Source organism: Peribacillus frigoritolerans (assembly GCF_030676415.1).
GTDB lineage: Bacteria > Bacillota > Bacilli > Bacillales > DSM-1321 > Peribacillus > Peribacillus frigoritolerans_A.
The window spans coordinates 33,105-57,739 of record NZ_JAUUTW010000011.1; the positions used below are offsets into that span (position 1 = coordinate 33,105).

Genomic DNA, 24,635 nt, shown 5'->3' on the forward strand with positions numbered 1-24,635 from the left:
ATGTCTTGGCATTCTCTATAATGAAAAAGTAAACCTTACCTAAAGCATACATGGAGGAATGAAATGAAAGACGTAACGCTCTATACCCAACCTGATTGCCCTCCCTGCAAAATCATGAAAATGTTCTTTGATGATAATAATGTCGTATACAAAGAAAAAGATATTAAAGCAGATGGACATGCACGTAAAGAACTAACTAATAAATATGGCGCCTATTCCACACCAACGGTCGTCATCGACGGCAAAGCCATTATTGGTTTTGAATTGGACGAAATAAAGAGAGAACTGAATATATAACAAAAAGTCTAGAGAAGGCTGTAACCTTCTCTAGACTTTTTCATTCAGCCCCCATATTTTTTAACTTTGAAGGACTTTTCTTTAAAATTCCTTATTTCATTTTTCCCTTTTATACTTAACGTCCATTACCTTCCATACGTCATTTTCCTTTTTCAAAGTAACTGACTCAACATGTTTTTCCATCGATACAGGTCCGTCCCCAGTGTCCTGGAATTCCTCCTGAACATAAATGACATCACCGTTTTTCCCATATACAATTTCCGTATTCTTGTCGTAACTGAAGAAAGGGATATAATACGGAGCAAAATCGGATCCAAATGCGGTATAACCGCCATCGACTTTCACTACATTAGCTTGGACAAACTTCTCGATGAAATCACCTGTGAAATGTTTATCCAACTTCCCTTCAATCGCTTCCTTAGTACCTACTTCCTCACTGATCGAACCTTGATTCTCCATGGCATCCTGTACTAAAGATAGTACCTCCTCTCTATGTAAGCCCTCCGCTGAAGCAGTGTACCCTCCACTTAAAAATAAAAGGACACTGGCAAGACATGCAACTAAATATTTACTCATTACAATCATCTCCTCGTTATAGAATTTCTCCTAATGATTCGGATTTTTGCCTATGTCTTTCAATACCCGTCCAAATCAAAGCCAAACTACAAAATCACATTCTCCGTAAGACATTGATACCATTGCCCATTCTTCACAATAAAAAAGAAGATTTCATGATATTGAAATCTTCTTCTCACAATTATCGAAAAGCATAGTAAAAAATAAAACCGGCAACCAAAATCGTTCCAACAAAAAGAGAAACGAATATCGGGTTCTTTAAATAAGGGTGTTCTTTGACTGAATCATCGATAGTCGAATCATATCTGACTTTCACTTTCTGTGCCCTTGCTACAGAATAAGTATAAAAGAGCAGATATAACGCCATGACTGTAACGATTATGATTAGAATCCAGATGTACGTGCTCAAAATATGTCTCCTCCAAGCGCATCATTTCTGCTTATCGTTACACATTTAAAGCGATTATATTCATGAATCGTTTTTTATAATAGTGCTTCATTTTCATATAAATAACTATAAGAAAGATCACAGAAAATGTATTCCTTATTATTCAGTGGATATGAAAAGGTCCGAATGGTTTCCCCCGTTTCGATATCACTGTATAAATCGGATAGTCTTCCTTTTTTCTCGTTACGCATCTTTACGATATTTTCGAGGAAATAAGGTCTCCAGCTCCAATTTTTATTCATATAACTGGGTTGGACTAACCATTGCCCGTCCTTATGGAGGATATTGGGGGATTTTTGATACCCCTCTTCATCACAAATATAAAGCCGAAAACATATGGAATCCATTTTTTTCGCCAAAACTCCAAGAAATTCTTCATGGGAACCCCGCTTTTGCTGCTTTAAGAAGTTTTGCATATTCTCGTTGAATTGCAAAGTCTTTTGATAAACGGCTTCAAGCTTCTTGGTCTCTAAAGAAATGAAGGACTGACATTCTTGATGGAATTTTTCACGAAGTAAATCTTTATTAATGAATTCGCCTTCCGGTTTCGCCAAAAAATACCCTTGGTAATATCGTCCTCCATTCTTCCATGCAAAGCGAAGCTGGTATTCGGACTCAATGTTCTCAAATAGCAAATTGGCGCCGATTTTTCGTGCAAGCATGCTTAGAGAAAACAGGATGACCTGATAGGCATCTCCACCTGAAATGCGAAGCTGGTCCAGGTTAACTTTTAAAATATTCGGAGAAATCTGTGCGATTCGGTCCAATTGCGTATCTTGTCCTAAATGATCTAAAGCTATCTTAATCCCATATGTTTTAAAGTAAGCAAGCACATGCTGCAAAGGATCTAAGTTTTCCGGACTGATCGTGTCTGATAATTCCAGCACGATCCGGTGCATTTCCTCTGGTTGAAAATGACGATGTAAAATCTCCATGAATTCTTCGCCATGATCCAGCATAAGCAAATTAGGATCTCTGTTGATAAAGATAAGAAAATCTTCACCATAGTCTTTTATTCTTTCCAAGGCAATTTCAAGTACGTAATTATCCACTTCCACCCTGTACTCTTCCGGTACTGCAGAATCGTGAAAAAAAGGACCAAGACTTTTATATTCAGATTGTTCCTCATAGCGCCCTAGAATTTCATACCCGATTACCTGATGTTGATCTGCACTGAAAATCGGTTGAAAGAATGGTGTCACCCTGTCTAAATTCTTTAATATCTTTTCTGTATCCATGATGCATCTTCCCCCTAATTACGAAAACACAATATGCCAAAATTATACCATTAGTTTCTTGCATTGATAATAAATAATTTTTATTCCTACTGCATAACTCTTTTTTCAGAACCTTAAACTTCCCCATTCATCCTATCCATTTGATAAGAAACACATTGAAAAGGCATTGTCCATAGATGGACAATGCCTTATGTCTTATTAAAAAGGGAAGAACCATGGTATCGTGATCACCATGATAACGCCAATGAATATCTGTATGGATATCCCGATCATGATAAAATCTTTATGCTTGTAATCACCCGCCGTCATGACAAGCGCGTTGGTAGTGGCAACCCTTGGAGTGGATAACGCCAAACTGCCAGCAACGGCAAGGCATAGAAACACAGGAAGAGGATCGATTCCTTGATTCACCGCAGATGTCAGGGCAATGGGCGTCATGATTACCGTCGCGGCTCCATACGGGATGAATTGGCTCAGGATCAGTGTCAGGAGGTAAAAGACCGCTAATATCCCGTGTGCCCCGATATTGCTGAATAAAACGGCCAGCCAATCACTTATCATTCTCACTCCACCCGTATTATCCAATGCTGCCGTTATTCCGAACATGGCCGCAATCAAAAGAACAGGTTCCCAGTTAATCTTTTGGTAAGCATCCTCCATCGAACGGACACAGCCAGTGATCACCATCAACAATGCGGCCGTCAATACCGATAGTACAGCAGGGATGGACTCCATCGATAAAAGAATAACCATCAATGCAGTGATTCCCAAGGCAATCCATGCTTTGCCCTTGGAGTTGACCGGAGAGCCATCTTCCGATGTACTCCCAATAACGATGACATCCTGTAAATCCGAGGAAATCCTCTCAATGTTCTCCCATTCTCCATGTATCAGGATTGCATCCCCCGGTTTCAGACGTTCCGTTCCGACATCCGCTTGAATATATTCGCCATTCCGATTGATTGCCAGCACATTACATTGGTATTTCTCACGAAAATGCACATCTATCAAGGTTTGGTTTTCATAATCCGAGTTCGGGACGATCAATATTTCTGTCAATCCAAATCTACTGCTAAGAAAATGTTTCTTTATTTGTTCGGTATTGAAATGTTTAAACTCCAGTTCATAGTTAAGTGCCAATCTCTCAACTGCTTCTTCTTCTCCAAACACCAAAATGATATCTTCAGGATGAAGAACCTCATCCGCCCTGGCTGAAATCGTCAGTTGTCTTTGCAACAGCGGCAATTGCTTATCCTTTGGCTTCCGCTGGATTTCAATCAAAGTCAATTCATACTGGATAGGAAGCTGGAGGTCCGACAGCCTTTCTCCAACAATATCGGAAGTAGCGGGTATATGCAGATAATGCAATCGGTCATATACTTTGTACATGCCGGCAAGCTCCCCTGCCGACAGTCCCTTGACACTATTGTTCGCGGCAATGGTCTTCTCAGGAAGCAACAGGCGTCCGAGTGTCAACATGAAGAATACCCCTGCTGCAAAGGCGATTAAGCCCACTGGTGTAAAGTCAAAAAATTCTAAAGTCCCTATTCCGTTTTGCCGTAATACATCAGCAACGATCATATTGGAGGGAGTACCTGTCAGTGTTAATAGCCCTCCAATACTGCTTGCATAGGCAAGTGGCAATAAATACCTTGTCGGACTTGTTTTTTGTTGTAAGGCCATGCTCATAACGAGCGGAAGCAGTATGGAAACAATTCCTGTTCCGCTTAAAAATGCACTTAATATCCCTGCTGTCAGCATGACGATAAGCAGCGATTTCCATTCACTGCCCCCACATAAACCCAACAGTTTATTTCCTGCCTTTTCCACGATTCCTGTATTTAACAGGCCAGCACCGACTATAAATAGCCCTGCCAGCATGATGACCACTTGATTCGCAAACCCGGCCACTAGTTCATCCAATGTAAGAATCCCCAGTAAACCCAGAATAGATAGTGCACTAAGTGCAATTAAATCTGCTCGAAATTTCCCTTGTATAAAAAGCGCAATCGCGCATAGAAGTATAATCAGTGTAATAAACATTGGTTCGGTCATCATGTTACCTCCGTATAGATGTTCAATTTCAAACCGGATACGGTTTCATCAAACCCCAGTTTACATGTTTTTCATATGCTTATAGAAGATATTTTCTTCATTTTATGTATATTGTTTGTTAGTATGAGGAAGTAACATTTTTATATTAGATAGGTTGATTAATTTGAATAAACCCATATCCAGAAGAACATTTTTAAAGAAAAGTCTTGGTACATTGGCTACCTTAACCGGTTTAGGTATTGGCGGAAGCTATTATGCCCATAATTTGGAGCCGAAATGGTTAGAAATTAAGCATAAAATCATCAGCCACCCGCTTATCCCAAAAGGTTTTCATGGCATGAAAATGGTCCAATTCAGTGATACGCATTTAGGCTTTCAATTTCAGCTTAATGATTTACAAGTAATTGTCAATAAGATAAACCAACTGGACCCTGATGTTATTTTATTTACCGGAGATTTGATGGACCAGCCTAATAAATACAAGGCTCACCAGAAAATCCATCTCGTTTTGAATCAGCTCAAAGCGCCACTTGGAAAATTCAGCATCTACGGTAACCATGATCATGGGGGATATGGCTCAGAAATTTACAGCGATATCATGGAAAAATCCCATTTTACCATGTTGCAAAATACCTCAACTAAGATTACCTTATTAACGGCTGAAGAAATAGTCATTGCCGGGGTTGATGATGCCATGCTTGGGAAACCTGATTTTGAAAAAGCACTTTCTGGCATCCCGGAAGAAGTGTTCACCATTATGCTTTCGCATGCCCCTGACCTTGCCGACACATCAAGGACCTACGACATCCAGTATCAAATAAGCGGTCACAGTCATGGAGGTCAAGTACAAATCCCCTTTGCCGGTGCCCTTGTAACTCCCCCATACGCTGAAAAGTACCGGGAGGGCACGTATGAAATCGATTCTTTAACGTTACATGTTAATAGAGGGCTTGGCACTACCCGTCTCCCATATCGTTTTCTTTCACGTCCGGAGTTAACTGTTTACGAATTCCAATCCGAAAAATGATAGGAAAAGAATACAGGGGAAAACCGCCAGACTTTTAACAAAACCTGTGCGACTAAAACAACTTGTTGCAATAAATCATGTAATGGACTCCTATGAATTATAGCATTAGAAGTATATCTGAGAAAACCAGGTTTTTTTTACCAGTGCCAATGGTAGTTGCCATAAAGGTTATATCATACTTAAATAGCCACAAAGGAAAGTTCCGATACACCCAAAAACAGACACCGTTATATAGATAAGGCTATCTATATAACGGTGTTTTCTAATAAGTTCAAGTGTTTCCATACTGAATGTTGAAAAGGTCGTAAAAGCACCAAGGAAACCTATTGTCAGAAAAACCTGCAAAGATAAAGCCCAGGTTTCTTTCTGTGGCAACGCCATTCCCAGCCCAAAGGAACCTATAAGGTTAATCAGTAAAATGCTAATGGGCATCGGGAAGGCTGGCAATAGACTATTAAAAATAATCTGCAAGACATATCTAGAGGCCGCTCCAAAAAAGCCTCCTATAAAAACTGAAAGAACCTCAATCAAAGGGACTCACCTCTCCGTCTATTAAAAAGGCCCAGTCCGAGGAAACCAGCGACCAAACCAAAAAAAAGCGTGGCACCAAGATACAGTCCCGCCAATGGCAGAGAAGTCTGCAGTAGATTCACCACTTCTTGGGAAAATGTGGACATCGTGGTGAAACCGCCGCAAAACCCGCTGCCCAGCGCTAAGAAAACAAGCGATTTCTTTTTCGAGGCGAAATAGCCATTGATCATTCCAAGCAAAAAGCTGCCTACTATATTTATTAAGAGGGTTCCAAACGGGAAGAAGGAATGGCCAGCAGTCAAGATTACGGAATAACGCAATATCGCTCCAGCCGCTCCTCCAAAACCGACTGCAAAAATGCTTTTAAACCGATCCATTAAGGTCCCCCCCAATTTTTCTCATAAGTAGATTCATTATAACAGATTAAGATGGAACAGGCTCTTTTCTTAAAAAAATCCATACTATGTAAAGAATTTGAGAAAAGGAGGCTAATTATGCAAACACAGTATTTTCCTTACTACCACTTTCCGCAGACCATAATGCTACAGAACGATTACAGAAATGCATATGGGAATGAATATGGACCTGAATATTGGAATGACGAGCGCTTCTTTCCTTTCTTTCCGCTATTGGCGCCTGTAGCTTTTGTTGCAGGATTGGCAATTGGACCGTTGCTATTCAATAACCGTCCACCTGTCTATCCTCCATATCCTCCTCCATACCCGCCCGCTTACCCTCCTTACCCTGCTTATCCAGCGTACCCTGCTTATCAAGGCTTTCAGGGTTACCAGCAACAATTCGGCGCACAGGCTGGGGTATCTGAAAATATCAATATCTACACTCAATAAGGGTTGGACAGAAGGCGACATAAACGCCTTCTTTTTCTTGGACCAAAAGGCTTCCGATTGAATTTTACTTCCCTATATATTTTGAAGTGGTATAATATGAAAATGAATAGATGGTAAAGTGTTGGGAAATGATGGTCATACCCTAGAGATGTACATGCATTATTTTTTCACTATTTTCTGCCTAGTTGCACACACGTCTCTATTTCAACCAATATATAAAAACAGGTTTTTACTGAAGGAAGTCTGTTTATAACGTCCTTCTAACCTTATTAAGAAAAGGAGTTTCCACTAATGAACCAAACGAAAGGACATTCTGAAAGGGATGAGTTTTCGATAAACTCCCTTGCCCAAGCCGTGTTTATTGTCAATAAACATGCAAAGACTGCATTGGAGCCCAAGAATTTATATAATTTAAAACGGCTCGCATTAAGCAAGCTTATGCAAGAAGGAAAAGCGAAGAAGATTGGACTTCATTTCTCTGATAACCCTCGCTTTGCAGCACAACAATCCGACGTCATTGTCGAATGCGGATCATATGTTTTTCATTTACCTCCCACTAAGGAAGATTTGAAAAAACTACCCCACCTCGGCAGCCGGGCAGCCTCCATACGGAACCCTAAAGCAGCGTTGTCATTATCCAAGGCAAAACAGATCCTGCAATCTTACGTTGGACAAGCAGGTGAAAAACAACCGAACCCTACCAACACCGAGAAAAGGGCTCACGGGCGTGGGTCGGTCAAGCAACCTTTTCACAATCCATTTCCATCCTCCTTTTTAGGAAAAGGTTCCAAGTATTAATCATCGATAAACCAAACGGGCCGTGAGGTAACGCCTCATCGGCCCGTTTTTACATTCATAATACCAATCTGTCCATCAACTTTATAAGCTCTGCAATTTCAGGCTTGCTGATTTGTGCGTCAGCCCCAACGACTTGACCTTTATGACGCAGGCTGTCAGTAATCAAAGAAGAGAAAATAATGACCGGCAATCCAGAGAGTTCCCCGTTTCCCTTTATTTTTCTGGTCAAATGATGTCCATCCATTTGAGGCATCTCAATATCGGTAATCACCAGTTGCACTTCATCTTCAACCACTTTTCCTGATTCAATTAAATTCTCCAGATAATTAAATGCATCAAGTCCATTTTCATAAAACTCCAAGTACTTGAATCCAGCTTCTGACAATGTATCAAACAGCAGCTTTCTCAGTAATGGAGAATCTTCTGCAATCAGGATTTTCTTGTCTGAATTTTGCCGGATACCAAGCTTTTTAACCTGTTGGATGTTTATTCCTGATTCTGGATTGATTTCGACCACTATTTTTTCAAAATCGAGTAACAGTAACATTTCACTATTTAATTTTATTACTCCAATAATCTGACTTTCAAGGCCTTGATACATATCCGAAGGCTTTTCGATTTGGGACCAGGAAATACGGTGGATCTGTGTTACCGTATGGACATGGAAAACCACTTTTTGCTGATTGAATTCAGCCACTATGAATTTATCCTGCTCAGGAGTTTCAGATGGCGGAAATCCTAAAGCATCCGCCACATTCACAACTGGCAGGACTTCTCCGCGAAGCTCAATGATCCCCTCCACATTTGGATGGGTATGAGGGACAAGCGTGATGGGGACAGGATTAATGATTTCCTTCACCTTAATTACGTTAATGCCGAATTTATTCTTTCCGAGACCGAATTCCACTATCTCAAGCTCATTCGTTCCACTTTCCAGTAATATCCCTTTATTTGCTTCCATTTTGCATCTCGCCCTTCTACTTTTTCATTTCATAATTCCAAAAATCATTTAACCGCTAGGAAAAATATCATGGTTTTATCAATGAACTCATACCTAATAATTCGGCTGAATATTTCTTTTGTTTAGAGCGCAGATAAAAAAAGAATCAAGAAGTGATTATTTATTAAAGCCAAACTAAAAGGGACCCATCAGAGTCCCTCTTTTTTCCAAGCTCATTTTTCACCACTGCCATTCCGGCCACCATATCGATCGTAAGGCCCGTCTCTTGGATATAACCCCTCCATGATATAATCGACATGGATAAGCATGGTCGCAATATAACGCCCTGCAGCCCTTCCAAACCCTATTCGCATTTAGAGGAAAGCAGCAAAGTATATCAAATAAAGCTTATAAGTTGTCGCTCCACTCAAAAATAATCATAAAAAATTACCCCAGCGATGATATTCTCGCCGCGGAAACAAAATCCAGCATACTCCCCAATTTCTCAACTGAAACTTAGAATAGCAAGGTCAGTTGGGTCTTTTCATCTCTTTCGCGACCTTTTCTTTGGATTGAGCCAACCTTTTTTAACAAAGAATAAAAACATCATCAAGGCAATTCCGCCCATCATTCCAAGAATGAGGAAATAGCCATAATGCCAATTTAATTCCGGCATATATTCAAAATTCATCCCATATACGCCCACTATGAAGGTCAGCGGCATGAAAATGGTAGTGATGACAGTCAATGTCATCATCGTTGAATTCATATTATTAGAGTTCACAGACAAATAACTATCACGGATATCGGACGAAAAATCTCGATAGGATTCAAGCATTTCAGTCAATTTAAGAAGATGATCGTACACATCATTAAAATAAAGGTGCTGATCTTTCAAGTAATTCAGACGCTCTGATGAAATCATTCTGTATAATAAATCACGCATTGGCAATATGGTCCGGCGGAGCCTGGACATATCTGTACGTAAATCGAAAAGCTGATCCATCAATTCGTTAATCGTGTCATTTTCAGTATTTTCCTCAATGCTGCCCAATTCGCTTTCAATTTTATAAACAGGTGGGAAAAATTCATCGACGATTCTGTCAATTATCCTATGCATCAAGAAAAAGGGACTTTGCTTCAACATTTTATTACCAGCAATTTCTTCCCATACCTTTTCCAGTTCAAGCATATCTTCCTTATGAAAACTGACTATCCATTTTTCACCAACAAACATATCCAATTCCACTGCTTTAAATACCTTCTCCCTTAGAGCATGAATCACAAGAAATTGGTAGCCCTCATAAAAATCCATTTTGGGACGTTGGTTAAAATCATCCAGGCAGTCTTCAATTGCCAGCGGATGAAAGTGAAAATGATTGGATAATAGTTCGATTTCCTTGTTTGTGGGGTTGGAAAAATCCACCCAGTACCACTCGATATCCGGATTATTCATTTCCGTTAGCGGTAAACCAAAACTGATTTCTTGATTAGAAGTAATTGCGCAAGTCCTTATCATATGTAATCAACCCTCAAAATTTTCTTATCATTCATTATACCTTTAATTCATTAATCTCAAAAAGTTTTCTCCCCCATCCATACTAAATGATAAAATAGAATGAATGAGTCAAACATAGTACATAATTCATGTAGTTAGAAAAGGGAGGATATTCATAGATGGAACATTTAATAAACCCTCTAGTAAAAGACGTTCAAATATCAGGAATCCGTAAATTCTACAATATGGTCGCAGATATCGAAGGCACCATTTCCTTAACGATAGGACAGCCTGACTTTCCAACTCCAATGCATATTAAAGAAGCAGCAAAACAAGCCATCGATAATGACTATACCGTTTATACTCACAATGCCGGTTATCTGGAATTAAGGGAAGCCGCTTCAAAATATGTAAAGGATAAATACAAGCTTAGCTATGATCCGGCGAATGAAGTACTAGTGACCTCTGGTGCCAGCGAAGGCATAGACATTACCTTTCGGACGATCCTCATCCCAGGGAACGAAGTAATATTACCTGGTCCGGTATATCCAGGGTACGAACCCATCATTAAGATGTGCGGTGCAACACCTGTTTATGCCGATACAACAAAAAATGGATTTCGTTTGACTGCAGATATAATTGAAAAGTACATGACTGAACATACTCGGTGCATCGTTCTGCCCTATCCTTCGAATCCGACCGGGGTTACACTATCTGCCGAAGAATTATTGGACATTGCCGAACTTGTAAGGGGCAAGGACATCTTCATATTGGCTGATGAGATATACAGTGAACTGGTATTCGATCAGGAACATGTTTCGATTGCCACTTTCTTAAAAGAACAAACCATCGTCCTGAACGGATTGTCCAAGTCCCATTCCATGACCGGGTGGAGGATCGGCCTTCTGTTTGCGCCTGCAGCCATCTCTCAGCATATCCTGAAGGTTCACCAATACAATGTGACCTGTGCCGCCTCCATATCGCAGAGAGCTGCCTTGGCAGCATTGACAGCGGGCAGGGATGATGCCATCCCCATGAAGACTGAGTATGCACGGAGACGGGAATACGTATACAGTCGCTTACAAGCGATGAAACTGGAAATAGTCAAACCAAATGGTGCCTTTTACTTCTTTATAAAGCTGCCTGAAGGCTATGCCTCTTCCCTTGATTTTTGCCTTAAGCTTGTTCAACAGGAAAAAGTGGCAGTGGTCCCTGGAGATGCCTTCTCTCCCCTTGGTGAAGGGTACTTCAGGATATCTTATGCCTATTCCATGGAAACCCTGGAAAAGGCTTTGGACCGTATTGAAGCTTTTTTAACTATAAAGTAACCGAAAAAAAAGTGGCCTTCGATTGAATGAACAATTGAAGGCCACTTTCCTATTTTCAAAGATGTCAGGCTATCGAAGGTTTTTCACCAAGCCAGACAACTAATACAATCTCCGTAAAAAACGAATTTCCCGATATCCTTCTTCCTTATTTGTCGTGGTAAGGCTCACTTCAACGATGGACCCAAGTAAATCAGCCATCACTTCTTCAAATTCCTTTGCGGAGCGCGGCTTTGAAAAACCTAAACTCTTCAATTCGCGCATCAGGATCTGAAAACCGGCATTCGTTTCGATATGACTGAATTTCACCGGCAAGATCAGCGGACTTTCATTCATTAATTTCAGATCCCAACGAATGGGCTTTGTTTGATGAATGGTTTTTTCTCGTTTAAAGCCTTCAATCCTTACAATATATCGACCATCTTCTAATTCCTGGAATTTCATATTGATATCATCGAATTCGCCCATAGCTTTCACTCCTTTTTATAAAGGCTGTCGCTATCAGCTTATTCATGATAAAGAAATGCTAGCACTTAATTATAATGTTTATATAATGCCTGTGTACCGCTATTTTCCTCGCCAGCTTCTGCCAGACCCTCATATAGGGATTTACTCAGGCTTAATCCAGGAGCGTCCATTCCCATTTTTTCCGCTTCATCAAGTGCAATCTTCATATCCTTGATAAAATGCTTGATATAAAAACCAGGTTCAAAATCCCCTTCAACCATCCTCGGCACAAGATTGGACAGTGACCAGCTTCCGGCAGAACCCGATGATATGCTCCTTAAAACCCGGTCCGGATCCAACCCCGCCTTTTTGGCATAGGAAATCGCTTCAGTCACTCCTATCATATTAGATGCAATGGCGATTTGATTGCACATTTTCGTATGCTGTCCTGAGCCAGCCGGCCCTTGATGGACAACATTGCTGCCAATGATATCAAAAATGGGCCGGACCGCTTCAAATGCCTCACTGGACCCGCCGACCATGATCGTAAGCTTCGCATCTCGAGCACCAATATCTCCTCCGGAAACCGGTGCATCCAATGATTCCATACCCCTTTTCTTGGCTTCCTCTGCTATTTTCACTGCCAAAGATGGAGTGGAGGTCGTCATATCGATTAAATAGGTTCCTAGTTTCCCGTTCTCGATAAGCCCATTTTCCCCAAGATAGATTTCTTCCACATCACTAGGGTACCCCACCATGGAAATGATCACATTAGCTTTCTGCGTAATTTCCTTTGGTGCAGATGCCCACTTCGCACCCTGTGAGAGCAGTTCACTTGCCTTATCTTTCGTCCTTGTATAAACAAATACCTCAAACCCCGCCTTAAGTAGATTTGCGGCCATGCTTTTCCCCATAACTCCTAAGCCTATGAAGCCGATCACTTTGTTCGATTGCATACTGCAGATTCCTCCCAATCATTTTGTTTAAAAAAACCTTAAATGGACTTTATCATTCCTCCGTCAACTAAATAGGACTGGCCCGTTAAATATGTATTAGCACCTGAAACAAGGAAAGTAACGAACTTTGCAAATTCCTCGGGTTCCCCATAACGGCCAAGAGGGATTTTGTTTATGGATTGTTCAGTCATCTCCTCAGGAGTGACGCCTTGTTTCTCTGCATTCATTTTATCAAGGTGCTGAACGCGGTCCGTTGAGATTCTTCCTGGTCCGACTGTATTGATCAAAATCCGGTCTGGTGCTAATTCCGAAGCTAACGTCTTTGACAATCCAACGATTGCCGTCCGGAATGTATTCGATAATATCAGTCCTGGAATCGGTTCCTTAATGGATGAAGAAGCAATATTAACGATTTTCCCGCCCTGTTTTTTTAAATGTGGCAAGCTCTCACGGATCGTCCTTATGAAGCTTAGTAAATTAAGTTCGAAAGATTGTTGCCATTCTTCATCATTGAAATCTGCAAATGAACCCCCTGGAGGACCTCCGGCGTTATTAATGAGAATATCGATACCGCCGAATTCTTCAGCAGTTTGCCCAACCAGGCTTTTAATATCCTCAGCTTTGGTAATATCCGTTACCATATAAGAAACTTTACCCGTACCAAGCTGCGATAATTCCCTTTGTACGGCGGAAAGCTTTTCTCCATCACGGCTGGCTAGCATGACATTTGCCCCTTCCTTAACCAATTCAGCTGCCATAGCCTTCCCCAAACCCTGACTAGAAGCTAAAATCAAGGCATTTTTCTTTTCCAAATGTAATTCCATACAATATCTAACCTCCATTTTCTTAACATTATATTTCCATTATATCGTCATTACCGTAAAGTGAAAAATCTGAATAATCATTCTTTATTTTTTTATTTACAAAAAATAGCCGGTTGGATAACCCAACCGGCGTCAAAGGGGGAAATGAGAATGTCAGCTGCCCTAATAGAGCTAAACAACTGTGCTTGCTTTTTATTTACCCCCATTTTAGTGCATTAAACATTTTTTCTCAAATGATCAAGCAAGAATTATAGGACAGCACCCCATCCGAAGGTTCTGTGGATGGGGTGCGTTTTTCCTGATTCATTTATTTCTTTAAAGCGTTAAGTACCGCTTCTTTTACATTATCATTCGTATCCAGCCCTAAAACTTCCTGAGATAGTTTTTTCATCTCTTCAAGCGAAAGTTGGCTGATTAAAGAACGTGCTTTTAAAATCGAAGTGGCACTCATTGAGAATTCATCAAGGCCCAATCCGATCAAAATCGGGATGGCCACTTCATCTCCAGCCATTTCCCCGCACATCCCGGCCCATTTCCCTTCTTTATGAGCAGCATCTATGACCATTTTAACCAGGCGTAAAATCGCTGGATTGTATGGTTGATATAAATAAGATACTCTCTCATTCATTCGGTCAGCGGCCATCGTATACTGAATCAAGTCATTAGTGCCTATGCTGAAGAAATCGACTTCCTTAGCAAATATATCCGCCATCACTGCAGTTGAAGGGATTTCAACCATGATTCCGACTTCAATTTTTTCGGCAACTTGAACACCATTATCAAGCAATTCCTGCCTAACTTCAGCCAAGACGGCTTTAGCTTCGCGGAATTCAGCCAGTGTGGCAATCATCGGGAACATGATTTTCAAATCTCCATAAATGCTTGCACGAAGGAGGGCACGGAGCTGAGTCCGGAAAATCTCCTGCTCATTTAAGCAAAGGCGAATCGCACGGTATCCAAGGAAAGGATTCATTTCCTTAGGAAGCTCTAAATAAGGCAACTCCTTGTCTCCGCCTATATCAAGCGTTCTGACGACTACAGGCTTACCTGACATTCCTTCGAGCACCGCTTTGTATGCCTCGAACTGTTCTTCTTCACTTGGAAAGTCATTTCTGCCCATATAAAGAAATTCCGTACGATATAACCCGATGCCTTCACCGCCATTTTGATGTACGCCGTCCAGATCTTTCGGCGTACCAATATTGGCTGCCAATTCCACATGATGACCATCATTTGTAACGGTTTGTTCATGAACCAGCTTCGCCCACTCAGCCTTTTGCATAGCATAGGCTTCCTGCTCCTCTTCGTAGCGTTTCACGAGTTCTGGAGTCGGATTGATGTGAACTTCACCCTTTAACCCGTCAATAATGACCAAATCACCATTTTCAATGGACGAGGTCACTGACTTCGCTCCAACGACTGCTGGAATTTCCAATGAACGTGCCATTATGGCTGAATGGGATGTACGTCCACCGATATCGGTCGTAAATCCTTTGACATATGCCGGATTCAACTGTGCTGTATCGGATGGAGTCAAATCCTCCGCAATGATGATCACTTCTTCAGCAATCATGCTCGGATTTGGAATATGAACACCTAAAAGATGTGACAGCACCCGTTTCGTGACGTCACGGATATCCGCTGCACGTTCCTTCATGTATTCATTATCCATTTGTTCAAACATCGTAATGAACATGCTTGCGGTTTCATTTAAGGAAAACTCAGCGTTGACGCTTTCTGATTGAATTTTATCCTGAATTGGAGCTATAAGTTCCGGATCAGCCAAAACAAGTAGGTGTGCGTCAAAGATAGCGGCTTTATCAGCCCCTAAATCCTTCTCGGCTTTATCCCTGATTATCCCCAATTCATTTGTTGACTTTTGAATAGCTTCCTTAAAACGGGATATTTCCGCCTCGACATCTTCTATGCTTCTTTTTTCAATCGATAAATCTGGCTCAGTCAGTCGATAGGCTTTAGCGATGGCTATTCCGTTTGAAGCTGCTATTCCACTAATCAAAGTGGACATTATTCTGCTAATCCTTCTCTGTTCAACGTTTCAGCAAGTGTATTTAGTGCATCGTTTTCATCGCTTCCTTCAGCAGAGATCGTAATTTCCGCCCCTTTGCCAATACCTAGTGACATTACACCCATGATGGACTTAAGGTTTACTTTTTTCTCTTTATAAGCAAGGTTTATTTCTGAATCAAATTTTCCTGCAGCTTGTACAAGCAATGTAGCCGGACGAGCGTGAATTCCTGTTTCTGCAGTTACTGTAAATGTTTTTTCTACCATATAAATCAATCTCCTTTAAGATAAATTAACAAAAATAGGTTATGTAAGGGGTTTTCTCCATCCAATCAGGAAAGAAATGAAAAAAGAAATGCCCTTTTCCTTATCAGGATAGCATTATCATTCCCAACAAACAAACCAAAACTATTGGTACCTACAAAATAGTACAAAAATATAGAAGGAACTGCAACTATTACTTTTCAGATTCTTCAATGATTAAATGGACAGCTGTGCATTTTTGGTAAAAAAAGCCCTGAAACTCAGCATAATGAAAAGGACCACCGTTAATGAAACACTTCCGAGGATCCCGATCAGTATCGCAATCTGGTACTCAATAGCGATGAGCGGGCTTATCCCCGACAGGATTTGTCCTGTCATCATTCCTGGAAGGAAGATAATCCCCATCCCGAGCATATTGTTCAAAGTCGGGAGCACTGCCGAGTCGAATGCAGCATCCACATATTTCTTAACAGCCCTCGCTGGAGTCGCTCCAAGCATCAACATCGCTTCTACCTTATCACGATTACTGCTAATCCCATCATGGAGGTTTTTAAGCGCCAATGTCACTCCAGTCATGGCATTCCCTACGATCATCCCTGCAATTGGAATGAAATACCTCGGCTCATACCATGGCGTGAAATGGATCACGACCACATTAAAATAAAACAAGGCAGCCATGGGACCTGACAACATACTTAAGATAACCATCCTTTTGATTTTCTTATTAAGTGTATGGGACACTTGCTTAAAAATATTATGGATGGAAAACAGGGCCATCGCACATAAAAATCCTAAAGAAAGTAAAGGGTGGGGATTTTCAAAGATATATGTCAAAACATATCCGGCCAGAATGAGTTGGACCGTCATCCGTACCGTAGCGAGCATGATTTGCTTTTCCCGCGAAATCCCCCGCCATTTCACGATTATGAGCAGAATTACTACAAACACGTAGGCCGCACAAAGACGCCAGAACTCAATATCTATTATCCCATTCGCCTCCATTAATAGTCACCCTCCTTCGCCTTTTTCAGAACGATCCTCTTTTCAGCACATATGTCTGCAAGCTGTTTTGAATGGGTTATCATGATGACTGTTCCTTTTTTCCGCTTTACTTCTTCTAAAAAACGGCTCATGACCGTCAACTCGGCTTCCTCATCAAGAGCTGAAGTAGGCTCATCCAGTAAATACACCTTGGGGTTCAATAAAAGTAACCTCGCCAATGCCAGCCTCTGTTTCTCCCCGCCAGAAAGATTCTCCGCCCTCTCGTCCAAAGATTTCTGCAACTGGACGGTTTCAAGTGCTTTAACCAAATCGGCTTTATCCTTTTTTTCCCGTTCTGTCAATTCCAGGCCAATCTGAAGATTTTCTTCAATCGTACCCGGTAAAGTGAACGGTGCCTGAGAAAGCATTGTGACTTTACGCCGGAGCTCTATCGGGTTGAATTCATCCAGCAGCTGTTCCCGATAATAAATCGAACCGCTATCCGGATCATCCATCCTGTTCAATAATCGGAGCAGTGAGGTTTTTCCTGCACCGCTTTCCCCAGTCAAGCAAGTAACCATACAAGCGGATATTTTCAAATCATCAATTTTCAAAATACCTTTATACCTAATATTTTCAAGCCTAAATATCATTTTGCACGCCTGCCTCCCTTACTCCACCATATCATTATAAGAAACTATCATGATATGGGGTAGCGATGCATGTAAAAATTTTCATTTTCTTTCGCTTTTTTATAGGTTAGTATTATTCCTGGCGAATATATCCATGACGGACTTGGAAAACACTTTAAAAAATGGAGGGACTTATCATGAAGGGAAATTCCTTTTTACATTCTTATCTGAATGTTTTTCTCCTGACTGCACTTTGCCTGATCACGTTGTCTGGCTGTCAGGCAGCATCAAATAACCTAATTAATCAATCCAAACAGGAAGATTCAATTTCCAACAAAGACATCCAATCCAGTGCGGATTCTTCAACTGAAGAAAAGGGCAAGACATTCACAGCCGAGATCATCAAAGTTGTTGACGGAGATACAGTAAAAATCAAAATGGCTAATGGAAATGAAGAAACGGTCAGGCTCCTTTTGGTGGATACCCCAGAAACCGTGCACCCATCCAAGCCCGTTCAGCCTTTTGGACCTGAAGCAAGCAAATTCACCAAGGAACTAATGCCTGCGGGTTCTAAAGTGGAAGTCGAAACCGGCATAGGTGAAAGAGATAAATACGGCCGGCTGCTGGCCTATTTTTATGTTGATGGTAAAATGGTGAATAAACTCCTGCTTGAAAAAGGACTGGCCAGGGTAGCCTATGTTTATGCACCCAATACGAAATATCTTGATGAATTGGAAACTATTCAGAAACAAGCCCAAAAAGACGAAATCGGTATTTGGTCAATTGAAAACTATGCAACTTCAAAAGGGTTTGATGATTCGAAGACAAAAGAAGCATCAGTGGAAAAGCCCACTGGGTCTTGCAGTAACCCGCAAATTAAAGGGAATATAAACTCTAAAGGCAATAAAATTTATCACATTCCTTCGGGCCAATATTACGAAATAACTAAACCAGAAGAAATGTTTTGTACCGAACAAGACGCACAGGATGCTGGATTCCGAAAATCGCAAAGTTAATAAATATAAGGGTTTAATAATATGCCCGCTTCGGTGTACAGTTTGTCGACAAAAGGGGGTTCGGAATGGTCTCATCCCGAACCCTTTTTTAACAAGACTAGGTTACTGTTTTATGAAATCCTCCTCACTGGATTGAAGAAATTTACGACACCCCTGCCGAATAACTGGCTAGCGAGACCCCGCAGATGCTTGCAGCGAGGAGCTTGGCAGACAGTCGGTCGGCGGAAAGGGAGCTATTTCTGAAATCAACTGAAACGTTTATTAAATCAAAAAACTGCAGGCAAATCGCTTTCTTCAAAATTTGTCTACACTAAACATCTCTTCATGATATATGGCGTTACATTGAATGAAGAGAAAAAACTAAAAGAAGAACGAGTGAATTGTTTCGGCACATCCAATATCAGGATGTTTTTTTCATTTGGTCACCGCCACATTCAATATTACTTGAATCTCCCTTTTCCCCTTTCAATAAGGTTCTCTTTAGCTCCCTTAAAACCCACATTTTATTCCCTCCATATTCCGTTATGCCCTTTGGCTATATCCGATCGATTTATTTATGGTAGAAGCACCCGGGAATACAGGAAAGTGCACTTTCTAAAGGTGACTTGCTTAATGGAAGATTTCTCAGCGCTAACGAAGGAATTCACCCCGATGATCCATCATATTATCCGCTCACTTTCCATCTATAAAAATAAGGAGGAATATTTTCAAGTAGGCTTGATTGCTTTATGGGAGTCATTTAGGAATTTCCATGAGGAATACGGACAATTCTCCAACTATGCCTATACAGTGATCAAAGGCAAAATTCTGAACGAATTAAAGCACCATCATAAATATGAAACCCGCACCGAACCCTTTGATTCCTTCATATTAGAGATTAAGGATCCTTTTTTAATGCATGAAGAGGCCTTTGCCATCGATACTATCCTAACCTACACGGAAGGATTGACACTGAATCAGCAACGCTGGCTATTACAGACATACCTGGAAAATAAAACGGTGACTGAAATCGCTGAGATATATCAAGTTACTGCAGCAGCCGTCAAATCATGGAGAAAGTCCGCTTTAAATAAATTAAGGAAACAATTGATTTTTCCATTATAAATAATTTAGGGTGGCTCAATCATGAGCCACCCTAAAAAATATACATCCATCAACTTCTCGCTTCTTCTAAATACGTATAAATTATCACACCGTTATGTTGAGCATTCCCCCGAAAATGTTTAAAGTCTTCCCTTTTAACAAGAACCTCACGAAAAGCTAAAAATTCTTCTTTTGTTATCCTGAATTCATCCATTTCCCGATTTGCCAGTTTATCGAGTACATCTTTTGCTTCTTCTGCATTCATCATATTATCCTCCTTAATTATCAAATGTTCCATCAAATCCAGACAGGAGAAATTCCATTTTCATTTTAACATAAGCTTGCCACTTAATATAAATCAGAATTTTTTGAGGCCTACTTGCTACATTATTCTTTACGTATGCTTTAAAATAGTGCACACTGTATAGTAAAATATCATAATGTAAAATGATTGGCATTTTTTGTACATAGAATTACATACTGGTACGCATAACTGCGTTTGCAAGTTATACCAAATTATGCCATATCATTACAACTGCTCCATTACTAGAATCGTACCTCCCTTTAAAAGTTTAGCTTACTGTACCGACATAAGAGATAACTAATCTCTTACTAGCACTTCCCACGTCAAAATCTAAACGGCAAGATGTTCGAATAATCCAATTACTCCATAGTTACTTTTTAATCATTGGAAACAAAATGGGAAAGGATGATTACCATGAAGAAAGCGGAAGTTGGAAATATCATTGAATTTAGAGAAGGCTTAAAAGGAATCGTCGAGAAAGTGAACGAGAACTCAGTAATCGTGGACGTCACGTATATGGAAAATTATCGTGATTTGGAACTTGAACAAAAAACCGTCGTCAATCATAAAAATTATAAAATCATAGGATAATTCAATGTATTCAAACGGGATGGTTACTGGATGACCATTCCGTTTTTCACTTTCTAGCAATCGTGCCCATTGATTCCCCCGCTTTTTGTAACCTTTTCCATTTTATGCCGTCTAATTCATTAAAGGGCAAGATACCTGTATGTGATGCAGGAATATCCAAACAGATTGGAATTCTATCAGAAAGATGAGGGAAACACATGACTAGTTGGAAACGTAATATTGGCTGTGTCACATTCGCCGCTTTTCTGTTGACTGGCTGCGGTATGGCTAAAGACGAAAAGCCAGATGAGCCACAGGAAGATTCAGTAAAAGAGGGGCACGAAGGCAAGGCTTCTCAAGGAGATAATCGCAATAACCGAAGCGATAACAAAGTAAGACTGATGGAGCAAAACCTGCAATATACAATTAACGGGGAAGCAAAAGAAAAAACGGCGTTCCTAAAAAAAAGTGATAATCAACCGTTCAGCCTCTATGTTTTGCAACAATTCAGATTAAGTGCCGAAGAACCAGGAAAGGATATTGTGTTCCTGACTGAAGATGACTCCATTTATATGAGAGTCGAATTGTTGAAAGAGGATGTCAATTGGGATGAGGTAGAAAAAAATGTTCAAGCCCAGCTGGAAAGCATTTCAGAAACGATTAGGGATCCTTCACTTGATGTCGAGGGCGGCACGGGCTTTGAAGTGGAAAGTGGGGATGATGTGATCACTTCCATATTGCTCAAGGATGAAAAAACACCCGTCCGCTTAACTATATTCACGAAAAAAGATAGAGATTACCGGGATGCTTTTCTAGAGATGGCTAAGACGCTGATGAAAGGATGAACATCCATTTTACCCTGATACGGAGGGCTAAGGACTGGCCCCCCGTTATTCATTACTCCTTCCCTGCCTTGCTTTTCCAGACCAGCACTAAAAAAAGGAGGCTTATGTATCCAAAAACCGGATAAATATATCCTAGTAACCTTCCATATCCGAATTCACTAATGATCAGGGCTATTAAAAAAATCACCGCTATGATCAGCATGCTTGGCAATTTAATATAACTGCTGATTTGCCTCTGTAACCCATATATGTTTCCGATGACCGAAGTGAATATCTCCCCGTAAATCACCAAAATGAACATCCAATATAACTGACTGGCTGCCGTTCTCATAATAACTGCTGAAGGAATTTCATAACTATTCACGTCAGGAAGTGTCATAAGTGAAAAATGCCCCGTCAATAAAATGATCGTTAGGAATATCCCTCCTAGGATTGCACCATGTTTAATGACCTTCTCATCTCGAACCTCATATGCAACTGGAACGAGCACAGCCTGTGCCAAAGCAAGGTTAAAGGCTGTATAGGCAAATGGTGACAAAATCATTTTCACGGTGATCACTTCATCAGGAACTTTTGTGAGGGTCTTATAGAAATCCCCATTACCCAAAGTCGAGAAAAAAAGGATCAAGCTAAAGCAGATCATGATTGGTACAACAAAAGAGTTCACAGTGAAAACACCGCGCATGCCCATCATCAGGACCAAGGATGCCAGTATGATCGTAGACCAACTTCCTATACTTTTAGGCACGCCAAGTTGTTCTTCGAAAACGGCTCCTGAACCCGAAATCATGACAGCCGTCACCCCTAACAGCATGATAAGGAAAAAGAAGTTGATGATTCCTGCTATTTTCCTGCCAAAAAGAAATTGATTGAACTCCTCATAGGAAGATGCTCTGATCCTTGCGGAAATGAGCATGATTTTCGTCCCGGTGAAAATGAAAATATAACCTGCTATTAAAATCCCGATAAAGCCATAAAAGCCATAACGGGTAAAAAACTCGACAATTTCTTTTCCAGTTGCAAATCCTGCACCGACGACTGTGCCTACATAAACCGCTGCAATCTGAAAACTCCCTGACCACCTTGACAGCATACTCTCCCCTCCTCCCTACATTTATATGTAAGGAAGAGACATTTAAGACAAGCCGAGCAATATTCCTTTCGTCGGCTGTTTTTTTCCTGTGCTAACATCCTCTCATTGTGCAGTCTGAAACTCTTTCTCTGTGAGGCTTAAATCAGCACTTTTCATGCCCAACATTCCGAACCTATGAAAAATTCAAAAAAACGCTTGGAATAATCTCCAAGCGTTCTTTCAAGTATCCAGTTCGTATCATACAGACTAACATTTCATAATGCCTTATCATCTACATTGGAGAGCCATTCGTCTATCACCTTTACAACGGACTGTACAGTACCGTCAACAAATGGGGATTTCAAATTCGCAGATTCAACGAGATCAAGGAAGGACTTGCTGCCTCCAAGTTGGCACAGATTCAAATAATCCTCCCAAGCCGTTTCATCTTTTTCGGTCGACCTTTTCCAGAATTGGAAAGCACAAATCTGGGCCAATGTATAGTCGATATAATAAAAAGGTGATTGATAAATGTGGCTTTGCCGCTGCCAATACCCGCCATTCTCCAAGAATTCATTTCCTTCATAATCGCGATGTGGCAAATATTCCATCTCGATCTTACGCCAAGCCTGCTTTCTTTCAACGGGGGAAGCATCAGGATTTTCATAGACAAAATGCTGAAATTCATCAACAGCTACCCCATACGGGAGGAATGTGAGGGCACCGCTTAAATGGGAAAACTTATACTTTTCCGTATCTTCCTTGAAAAATAGCTCCATCCATGGCCAAGTTAAAAACTCCATGCTCATCGAATGGATTTCACAGGCTTCATATGTAGGCCAATAATACTCAGGAATGTCAAGATCACGGCTGCGATACACTTGGAATGCATGACCTGCCTCATGTGTCAAAACATCTATATCCCCGGAAGTACCGTTGAAATTAGAAAAGATGAATGGAGCTTTATAGTCTTCTATAAAAGTACAATAGCCTCCGCTTTCTTTGCCTTTCTTCGCCACAAGGTCCATCAGGTCATTATCGATCATATAGTTGAAAAACTGATTCGTTTCAGACGAAAGCTCCTGGTACATCCTTTTCCCATTTTCGATGATCCACTCAGCATCGCCTTTTGGAATGGCATTACCCGTTCTGAAATGAAAATTCTCATCATAATAGTTCAGTTTCTCCAATCCAAGACGTTCGCGCTGACGTCCCTTCAGCCGGGTGACAAGCGGTACCACTTCCTCTTTCACCTGCTTGCGGAATGCAGCAACCATTTCAGCATCATAATCAGTCCTTGTCATTCGATAATACCCAAGTTCCACAAAATTCCCATAACCTAGCGCTGTCGAAATCCCATTCCTCACCTTGACAAGTTCATCGAATATACGATCCAATTCCTCCTGCTTTTCTTCAAAGAAACCGTAATTTGCCTCACTTGCATTTTTCCTTAACTCACGGTCCGAGGACTCCATAAAAGGCTGAAGCTGCGCAAGTGTTAATTCTTTTCCTTCAAAGTGAATTTTTGCAGAGGCAATCAATTGTGAATATTCACTTGATAATTTATTTTCTTTTTGCAGCTGTGGTATGATTTCGGGCGAAAAAGTTTTGAGTTGGGCCTCTGCCAGGTCAAATAGTTGAGTCCCCCATTTTACCTCAAGCTCCTTACGGTATTTCGAGCGAACGAGTTCCTTGTAAAATTTTGAGGTTAACTCTTCCATTTCAGGGGAGAAGTCATCTAAATAGTCATTCTCAGCTTTATAAAAAACATCATTGGTATCAATGGAATGCCGTATATAGACCAAATTAAACATCGTACCTACATAATTTCGAATTTCATTTATTTCTTCCATGGCTTTTATTTGTGCATCGGCATTAGCAGCGTCAGTAAACTTTTCCAAAGCTTTCATGAACCGGGTTTTAATTTCATCCATTTCGGGACGTTTATATTCATACTCATTAAATTTCATATGTACGCTCCTTTTCACGATATAAAAACATTTTTTCAACCAGAGTAACGTTATCCAATCGAATT

Annotated in this window: 27 protein-coding genes; 9 read left to right on the forward strand and 18 right to left on the reverse strand. The window is 40.7% G+C overall.

Going from position 1 to position 24,635, the window contains the following annotated elements:
• The first annotated feature begins 63 nt into the window (after positions 1 to 63).
• Positions 64 to 297 (forward strand): glutaredoxin family protein, encoded by a 234-nt coding sequence (locus tag Q8G36_RS12435; protein WP_251427557.1) that lies wholly within the window; start codon positions 64 to 66, stop codon positions 295 to 297.
• Positions 298 to 393: 96 nt separating this feature from the next.
• Here the strand turns inward: Q8G36_RS12435 and Q8G36_RS12440 are convergent, their stop codons facing one another.
• The 4 genes from Q8G36_RS12440 to Q8G36_RS12455 all read right to left on the reverse strand — a co-directional run bounded on the left by Q8G36_RS12440 (position 394) and on the right by Q8G36_RS12455 (position 4,614).
• Entirely contained in the window at positions 394 to 873 is a 480-nt protein-coding gene (locus Q8G36_RS12440) for a DUF3993 domain-containing protein (protein ID WP_305161209.1), read from the reverse strand.
• Positions 874 to 1,054: 181 nt separating this feature from the next.
• Positions 1,055 to 1,282, reverse strand: coding sequence for a hypothetical protein (locus tag Q8G36_RS12445; protein WP_305161210.1), 228 nt, complete (start codon positions 1,280 to 1,282; stop codon positions 1,055 to 1,057).
• Between the two features lie 74 nt (positions 1,283 to 1,356).
• Positions 1,357 to 2,559: an EAL domain-containing protein gene (locus Q8G36_RS12450; protein WP_305161211.1), complete on the reverse strand. Its 1,203-nt coding sequence runs from the start codon at positions 2,557 to 2,559 to the stop codon at positions 1,357 to 1,359.
• Positions 2,560 to 2,757: 198 nt separating this feature from the next.
• A complete protein-coding gene (locus tag Q8G36_RS12455) occupies positions 2,758 to 4,614 on the reverse strand; it encodes an SLC13 family permease (RefSeq protein WP_305161212.1) in 1,857 nt (618 codons plus the stop codon).
• Positions 4,615 to 4,777: 163 nt separating this feature from the next.
• On the opposite strand from Q8G36_RS12455, the gene Q8G36_RS12460 reads away from it, so the two are divergent.
• Positions 4,778 to 5,641, forward strand: a complete 864-nt coding sequence (locus Q8G36_RS12460) for a metallophosphoesterase (RefSeq protein ID WP_305161213.1) — start codon at positions 4,778 to 4,780, stop codon at positions 5,639 to 5,641.
• A 168-nt stretch (positions 5,642 to 5,809) separates the two neighbouring features.
• Here the strand turns inward: Q8G36_RS12460 and crcB are convergent, their stop codons facing one another.
• Positions 5,810 to 6,172 (reverse strand): fluoride efflux transporter CrcB, encoded by a 363-nt coding sequence (gene crcB, locus Q8G36_RS12465; RefSeq protein ID WP_305161214.1) that lies wholly within the window; start codon positions 6,170 to 6,172, stop codon positions 5,810 to 5,812.
• The gene (locus tag Q8G36_RS12470) at positions 6,169 to 6,549 is read right to left on the reverse strand and encodes a fluoride efflux transporter FluC (protein ID WP_305161215.1); all 381 of its coding nucleotides are present in this window, start codon (positions 6,547 to 6,549) and stop codon (positions 6,169 to 6,171) included. Before Q8G36_RS12470 ends, crcB begins: the two co-directional genes overlap by 4 nt.
• A 162-nt stretch (positions 6,550 to 6,711) precedes the next feature.
• Between Q8G36_RS12470 and Q8G36_RS12475 the strand changes: the two genes are divergently transcribed.
• Both Q8G36_RS12475 and Q8G36_RS12480 read left to right on the forward strand, forming a co-directional pair.
• Positions 6,712 to 7,020, forward strand: coding sequence for a hypothetical protein (locus tag Q8G36_RS12475; protein ID WP_370694082.1), 309 nt, complete (start codon positions 6,712 to 6,714; stop codon positions 7,018 to 7,020).
• Positions 7,021 to 7,311: 291 nt separating this feature from the next.
• Positions 7,312 to 7,818: a YkyB family protein gene (locus Q8G36_RS12480; protein ID WP_063232011.1), complete on the forward strand. Its 507-nt coding sequence runs from the start codon at positions 7,312 to 7,314 to the stop codon at positions 7,816 to 7,818.
• A gap of 55 nt (positions 7,819 to 7,873) precedes the next feature.
• Here the strand turns inward: Q8G36_RS12480 and Q8G36_RS12485 are convergent, their stop codons facing one another.
• Positions 7,874 to 8,779 (reverse strand): chemotaxis protein, encoded by a 906-nt coding sequence (locus tag Q8G36_RS12485; protein WP_305161217.1) that lies wholly within the window; start codon positions 8,777 to 8,779, stop codon positions 7,874 to 7,876.
• 523 nt (positions 8,780 to 9,302) lie between these two features.
• Positions 9,303 to 10,277: a magnesium/cobalt transporter CorA gene (gene corA / locus Q8G36_RS12490; protein ID WP_305161218.1), complete on the reverse strand. Its 975-nt coding sequence runs from the start codon at positions 10,275 to 10,277 to the stop codon at positions 9,303 to 9,305.
• 158 nt (positions 10,278 to 10,435) lie between these two features.
• Between corA and Q8G36_RS12495 the strand changes: the two genes are divergently transcribed.
• The gene (locus Q8G36_RS12495) at positions 10,436 to 11,584 is read left to right on the forward strand and encodes an aminotransferase A (protein ID WP_305161219.1); all 1,149 of its coding nucleotides are present in this window, start codon (positions 10,436 to 10,438) and stop codon (positions 11,582 to 11,584) included.
• 99 nt (positions 11,585 to 11,683) lie between these two features.
• Here the strand turns inward: Q8G36_RS12495 and Q8G36_RS12500 are convergent, their stop codons facing one another.
• From Q8G36_RS12500 to Q8G36_RS12530, 7 genes are all read right to left on the reverse strand, one after another.
• The gene (locus Q8G36_RS12500; RefSeq protein ID WP_034314117.1) at positions 11,684 to 12,049 is read right to left on the reverse strand and encodes a hypothetical protein; all 366 of its coding nucleotides are present in this window, start codon (positions 12,047 to 12,049) and stop codon (positions 11,684 to 11,686) included.
• 65 nt (positions 12,050 to 12,114) lie between these two features.
• The gene (locus Q8G36_RS12505; RefSeq protein WP_305161220.1) at positions 12,115 to 12,984 is read right to left on the reverse strand and encodes an NAD(P)-dependent oxidoreductase; all 870 of its coding nucleotides are present in this window, start codon (positions 12,982 to 12,984) and stop codon (positions 12,115 to 12,117) included.
• 38 nt (positions 12,985 to 13,022) lie between these two features.
• A complete protein-coding gene (locus tag Q8G36_RS12510; RefSeq protein ID WP_305161221.1) occupies positions 13,023 to 13,808 on the reverse strand; it encodes an SDR family oxidoreductase in 786 nt (261 codons plus the stop codon).
• Positions 13,809 to 14,115: 307 nt separating this feature from the next.
• Positions 14,116 to 15,834: a phosphoenolpyruvate--protein phosphotransferase gene (gene ptsP / locus Q8G36_RS12515; RefSeq protein WP_305161222.1), complete on the reverse strand. Its 1,719-nt coding sequence runs from the start codon at positions 15,832 to 15,834 to the stop codon at positions 14,116 to 14,118.
• The gene (locus Q8G36_RS12520; protein ID WP_034314127.1) at positions 15,834 to 16,100 is read right to left on the reverse strand and encodes a phosphocarrier protein HPr; all 267 of its coding nucleotides are present in this window, start codon (positions 16,098 to 16,100) and stop codon (positions 15,834 to 15,836) included. The genes ptsP and Q8G36_RS12520 overlap by 1 nt, the downstream gene beginning before the upstream one ends.
• 213 nt (positions 16,101 to 16,313) lie before the next feature.
• Positions 16,314 to 17,099: an ABC transporter permease gene (locus Q8G36_RS12525; protein WP_305161223.1), complete on the reverse strand. Its 786-nt coding sequence runs from the start codon at positions 17,097 to 17,099 to the stop codon at positions 16,314 to 16,316.
• Positions 17,099 to 17,728 carry an ABC transporter ATP-binding protein gene (locus Q8G36_RS12530; RefSeq protein WP_370694083.1) on the reverse strand — a complete coding sequence of 210 codons (630 nt, stop codon included), beginning with the start codon at positions 17,726 to 17,728 and terminating at the stop codon, positions 17,099 to 17,101. Before Q8G36_RS12530 ends, Q8G36_RS12525 begins: the two co-directional genes overlap by 1 nt.
• A 179-nt stretch (positions 17,729 to 17,907) precedes the next feature.
• On the opposite strand from Q8G36_RS12530, the gene Q8G36_RS12535 reads away from it, so the two are divergent.
• Together Q8G36_RS12535 and Q8G36_RS12540 are read left to right on the forward strand one after the other, a co-directional pair.
• Positions 17,908 to 18,726, forward strand: a complete 819-nt coding sequence (locus Q8G36_RS12535; protein WP_305161225.1) for a thermonuclease family protein — start codon at positions 17,908 to 17,910, stop codon at positions 18,724 to 18,726.
• 612 nt (positions 18,727 to 19,338) lie between these two features.
• Complete coding sequence (locus Q8G36_RS12540) at positions 19,339 to 19,830, forward strand: sigma-70 family RNA polymerase sigma factor (RefSeq protein WP_305161226.1); 492 nt, start codon at positions 19,339 to 19,341, stop codon at positions 19,828 to 19,830.
• Positions 19,831 to 19,879: 49 nt separating this feature from the next.
• Here the strand turns inward: Q8G36_RS12540 and Q8G36_RS12545 are convergent, their stop codons facing one another.
• A complete protein-coding gene (locus tag Q8G36_RS12545) occupies positions 19,880 to 20,074 on the reverse strand; it encodes a hypothetical protein (RefSeq protein WP_063232021.1) in 195 nt (64 codons plus the stop codon).
• A 453-nt stretch (positions 20,075 to 20,527) separates the two neighbouring features.
• Here Q8G36_RS12545 and Q8G36_RS12550 point away from each other — a divergent pair, with 453 nt between their 5' ends.
• Together Q8G36_RS12550 and Q8G36_RS12555 are read left to right on the forward strand one after the other, a co-directional pair.
• Positions 20,528 to 20,704 (forward strand): YkvS family protein, encoded by a 177-nt coding sequence (locus Q8G36_RS12550; protein WP_064505160.1) that lies wholly within the window; start codon positions 20,528 to 20,530, stop codon positions 20,702 to 20,704.
• A gap of 197 nt (positions 20,705 to 20,901) precedes the next feature.
• Positions 20,902 to 21,528: a hypothetical protein gene (locus Q8G36_RS12555; RefSeq protein ID WP_305161227.1), complete on the forward strand. Its 627-nt coding sequence runs from the start codon at positions 20,902 to 20,904 to the stop codon at positions 21,526 to 21,528.
• A 52-nt stretch (positions 21,529 to 21,580) separates the two neighbouring features.
• Here Q8G36_RS12555 and Q8G36_RS12560 read toward each other — a convergent pair whose 3' ends face one another.
• Positions 21,581 to 22,621 carry a YkvI family membrane protein gene (locus tag Q8G36_RS12560; RefSeq protein WP_305161228.1) on the reverse strand — a complete coding sequence of 347 codons (1,041 nt, stop codon included), beginning with the start codon at positions 22,619 to 22,621 and terminating at the stop codon, positions 21,581 to 21,583.
• 254 nt (positions 22,622 to 22,875) lie between these two features.
• Positions 22,876 to 24,570, reverse strand: a complete 1,695-nt coding sequence (locus tag Q8G36_RS12565; protein ID WP_305161229.1) for a M3 family oligoendopeptidase — start codon at positions 24,568 to 24,570, stop codon at positions 22,876 to 22,878.
• Positions 24,571 to 24,635: the final 65 nt, after the last annotated feature.

Excerpts from the sequence above, each read along its gene's own strand:
- Q8G36_RS12535 (WP_305161225.1), top strand. The coding sequence starts at position 17,908 with ATGAAGGGAAATTCCTTTTTACATTCTTATCTGAATGTTTTTCTCCTG.
- Q8G36_RS12555 (WP_305161227.1), top strand. The coding sequence starts at position 20,902 with ATGACTAGTTGGAAACGTAATATTGGCTGTGTCACATTCGCCGCTTTT.
- Q8G36_RS12495 (WP_305161219.1), top strand. The coding sequence starts at position 10,436 with ATGGAACATTTAATAAACCCTCTAGTAAAAGACGTTCAAATATCAGGA.
- Q8G36_RS12545 (WP_063232021.1), bottom strand. The coding sequence starts at position 20,074 with ATGAATGCAGAAGAAGCAAAAGATGTACTCGATAAACTGGCAAATCGG.
- Q8G36_RS12455 (WP_305161212.1), bottom strand. The coding sequence starts at position 4,614 with ATGACCGAACCAATGTTTATTACACTGATTATACTTCTATGCGCGATT.
- Q8G36_RS12505 (WP_305161220.1), bottom strand. The coding sequence starts at position 12,984 with ATGCAATCGAACAAAGTGATCGGCTTCATAGGCTTAGGAGTTATGGGG.
- Q8G36_RS12565 (WP_305161229.1), bottom strand. The coding sequence starts at position 24,570 with ATGAAATTTAATGAGTATGAATATAAACGTCCCGAAATGGATGAAATT.
- Q8G36_RS12480 (WP_063232011.1), top strand. The coding sequence starts at position 7,312 with ATGAACCAAACGAAAGGACATTCTGAAAGGGATGAGTTTTCGATAAAC.
- Q8G36_RS12470 (WP_305161215.1), bottom strand. The coding sequence starts at position 6,549 with ATGGATCGGTTTAAAAGCATTTTTGCAGTCGGTTTTGGAGGAGCGGCT.
- Q8G36_RS12520 (WP_034314127.1), bottom strand. The coding sequence starts at position 16,100 with ATGGTAGAAAAAACATTTACAGTAACTGCAGAAACAGGAATTCACGCT.
- Q8G36_RS12475 (WP_370694082.1), top strand. The coding sequence starts at position 6,712 with ATGCTACAGAACGATTACAGAAATGCATATGGGAATGAATATGGACCT.
- Q8G36_RS12560 (WP_305161228.1), bottom strand. The coding sequence starts at position 22,621 with ATGCTGTCAAGGTGGTCAGGGAGTTTTCAGATTGCAGCGGTTTATGTA.
- Q8G36_RS12450 (WP_305161211.1), bottom strand. The coding sequence starts at position 2,559 with ATGGATACAGAAAAGATATTAAAGAATTTAGACAGGGTGACACCATTC.
- corA (WP_305161218.1), bottom strand. The coding sequence starts at position 10,277 with ATGATAAGGACTTGCGCAATTACTTCTAATCAAGAAATCAGTTTTGGT.
- Q8G36_RS12510 (WP_305161221.1), bottom strand. The coding sequence starts at position 13,808 with ATGGAATTACATTTGGAAAAGAAAAATGCCTTGATTTTAGCTTCTAGT.
- ptsP (WP_305161222.1), bottom strand. The coding sequence starts at position 15,834 with ATGTCCACTTTGATTAGTGGAATAGCAGCTTCAAACGGAATAGCCATC.
- Q8G36_RS12540 (WP_305161226.1), top strand. The coding sequence starts at position 19,339 with ATGGAAGATTTCTCAGCGCTAACGAAGGAATTCACCCCGATGATCCAT.
- Q8G36_RS12485 (WP_305161217.1), bottom strand. The coding sequence starts at position 8,779 with ATGGAAGCAAATAAAGGGATATTACTGGAAAGTGGAACGAATGAGCTT.
- Q8G36_RS12435 (WP_251427557.1), top strand. The coding sequence starts at position 64 with ATGAAAGACGTAACGCTCTATACCCAACCTGATTGCCCTCCCTGCAAA.
- Q8G36_RS12440 (WP_305161209.1), bottom strand. The coding sequence starts at position 873 with ATGAGTAAATATTTAGTTGCATGTCTTGCCAGTGTCCTTTTATTTTTA.
- Q8G36_RS12500 (WP_034314117.1), bottom strand. The coding sequence starts at position 12,049 with ATGGGCGAATTCGATGATATCAATATGAAATTCCAGGAATTAGAAGAT.
- Q8G36_RS12525 (WP_305161223.1), bottom strand. The coding sequence starts at position 17,099 with ATGGAGGCGAATGGGATAATAGATATTGAGTTCTGGCGTCTTTGTGCG.
- Q8G36_RS12550 (WP_064505160.1), top strand. The coding sequence starts at position 20,528 with ATGAAGAAAGCGGAAGTTGGAAATATCATTGAATTTAGAGAAGGCTTA.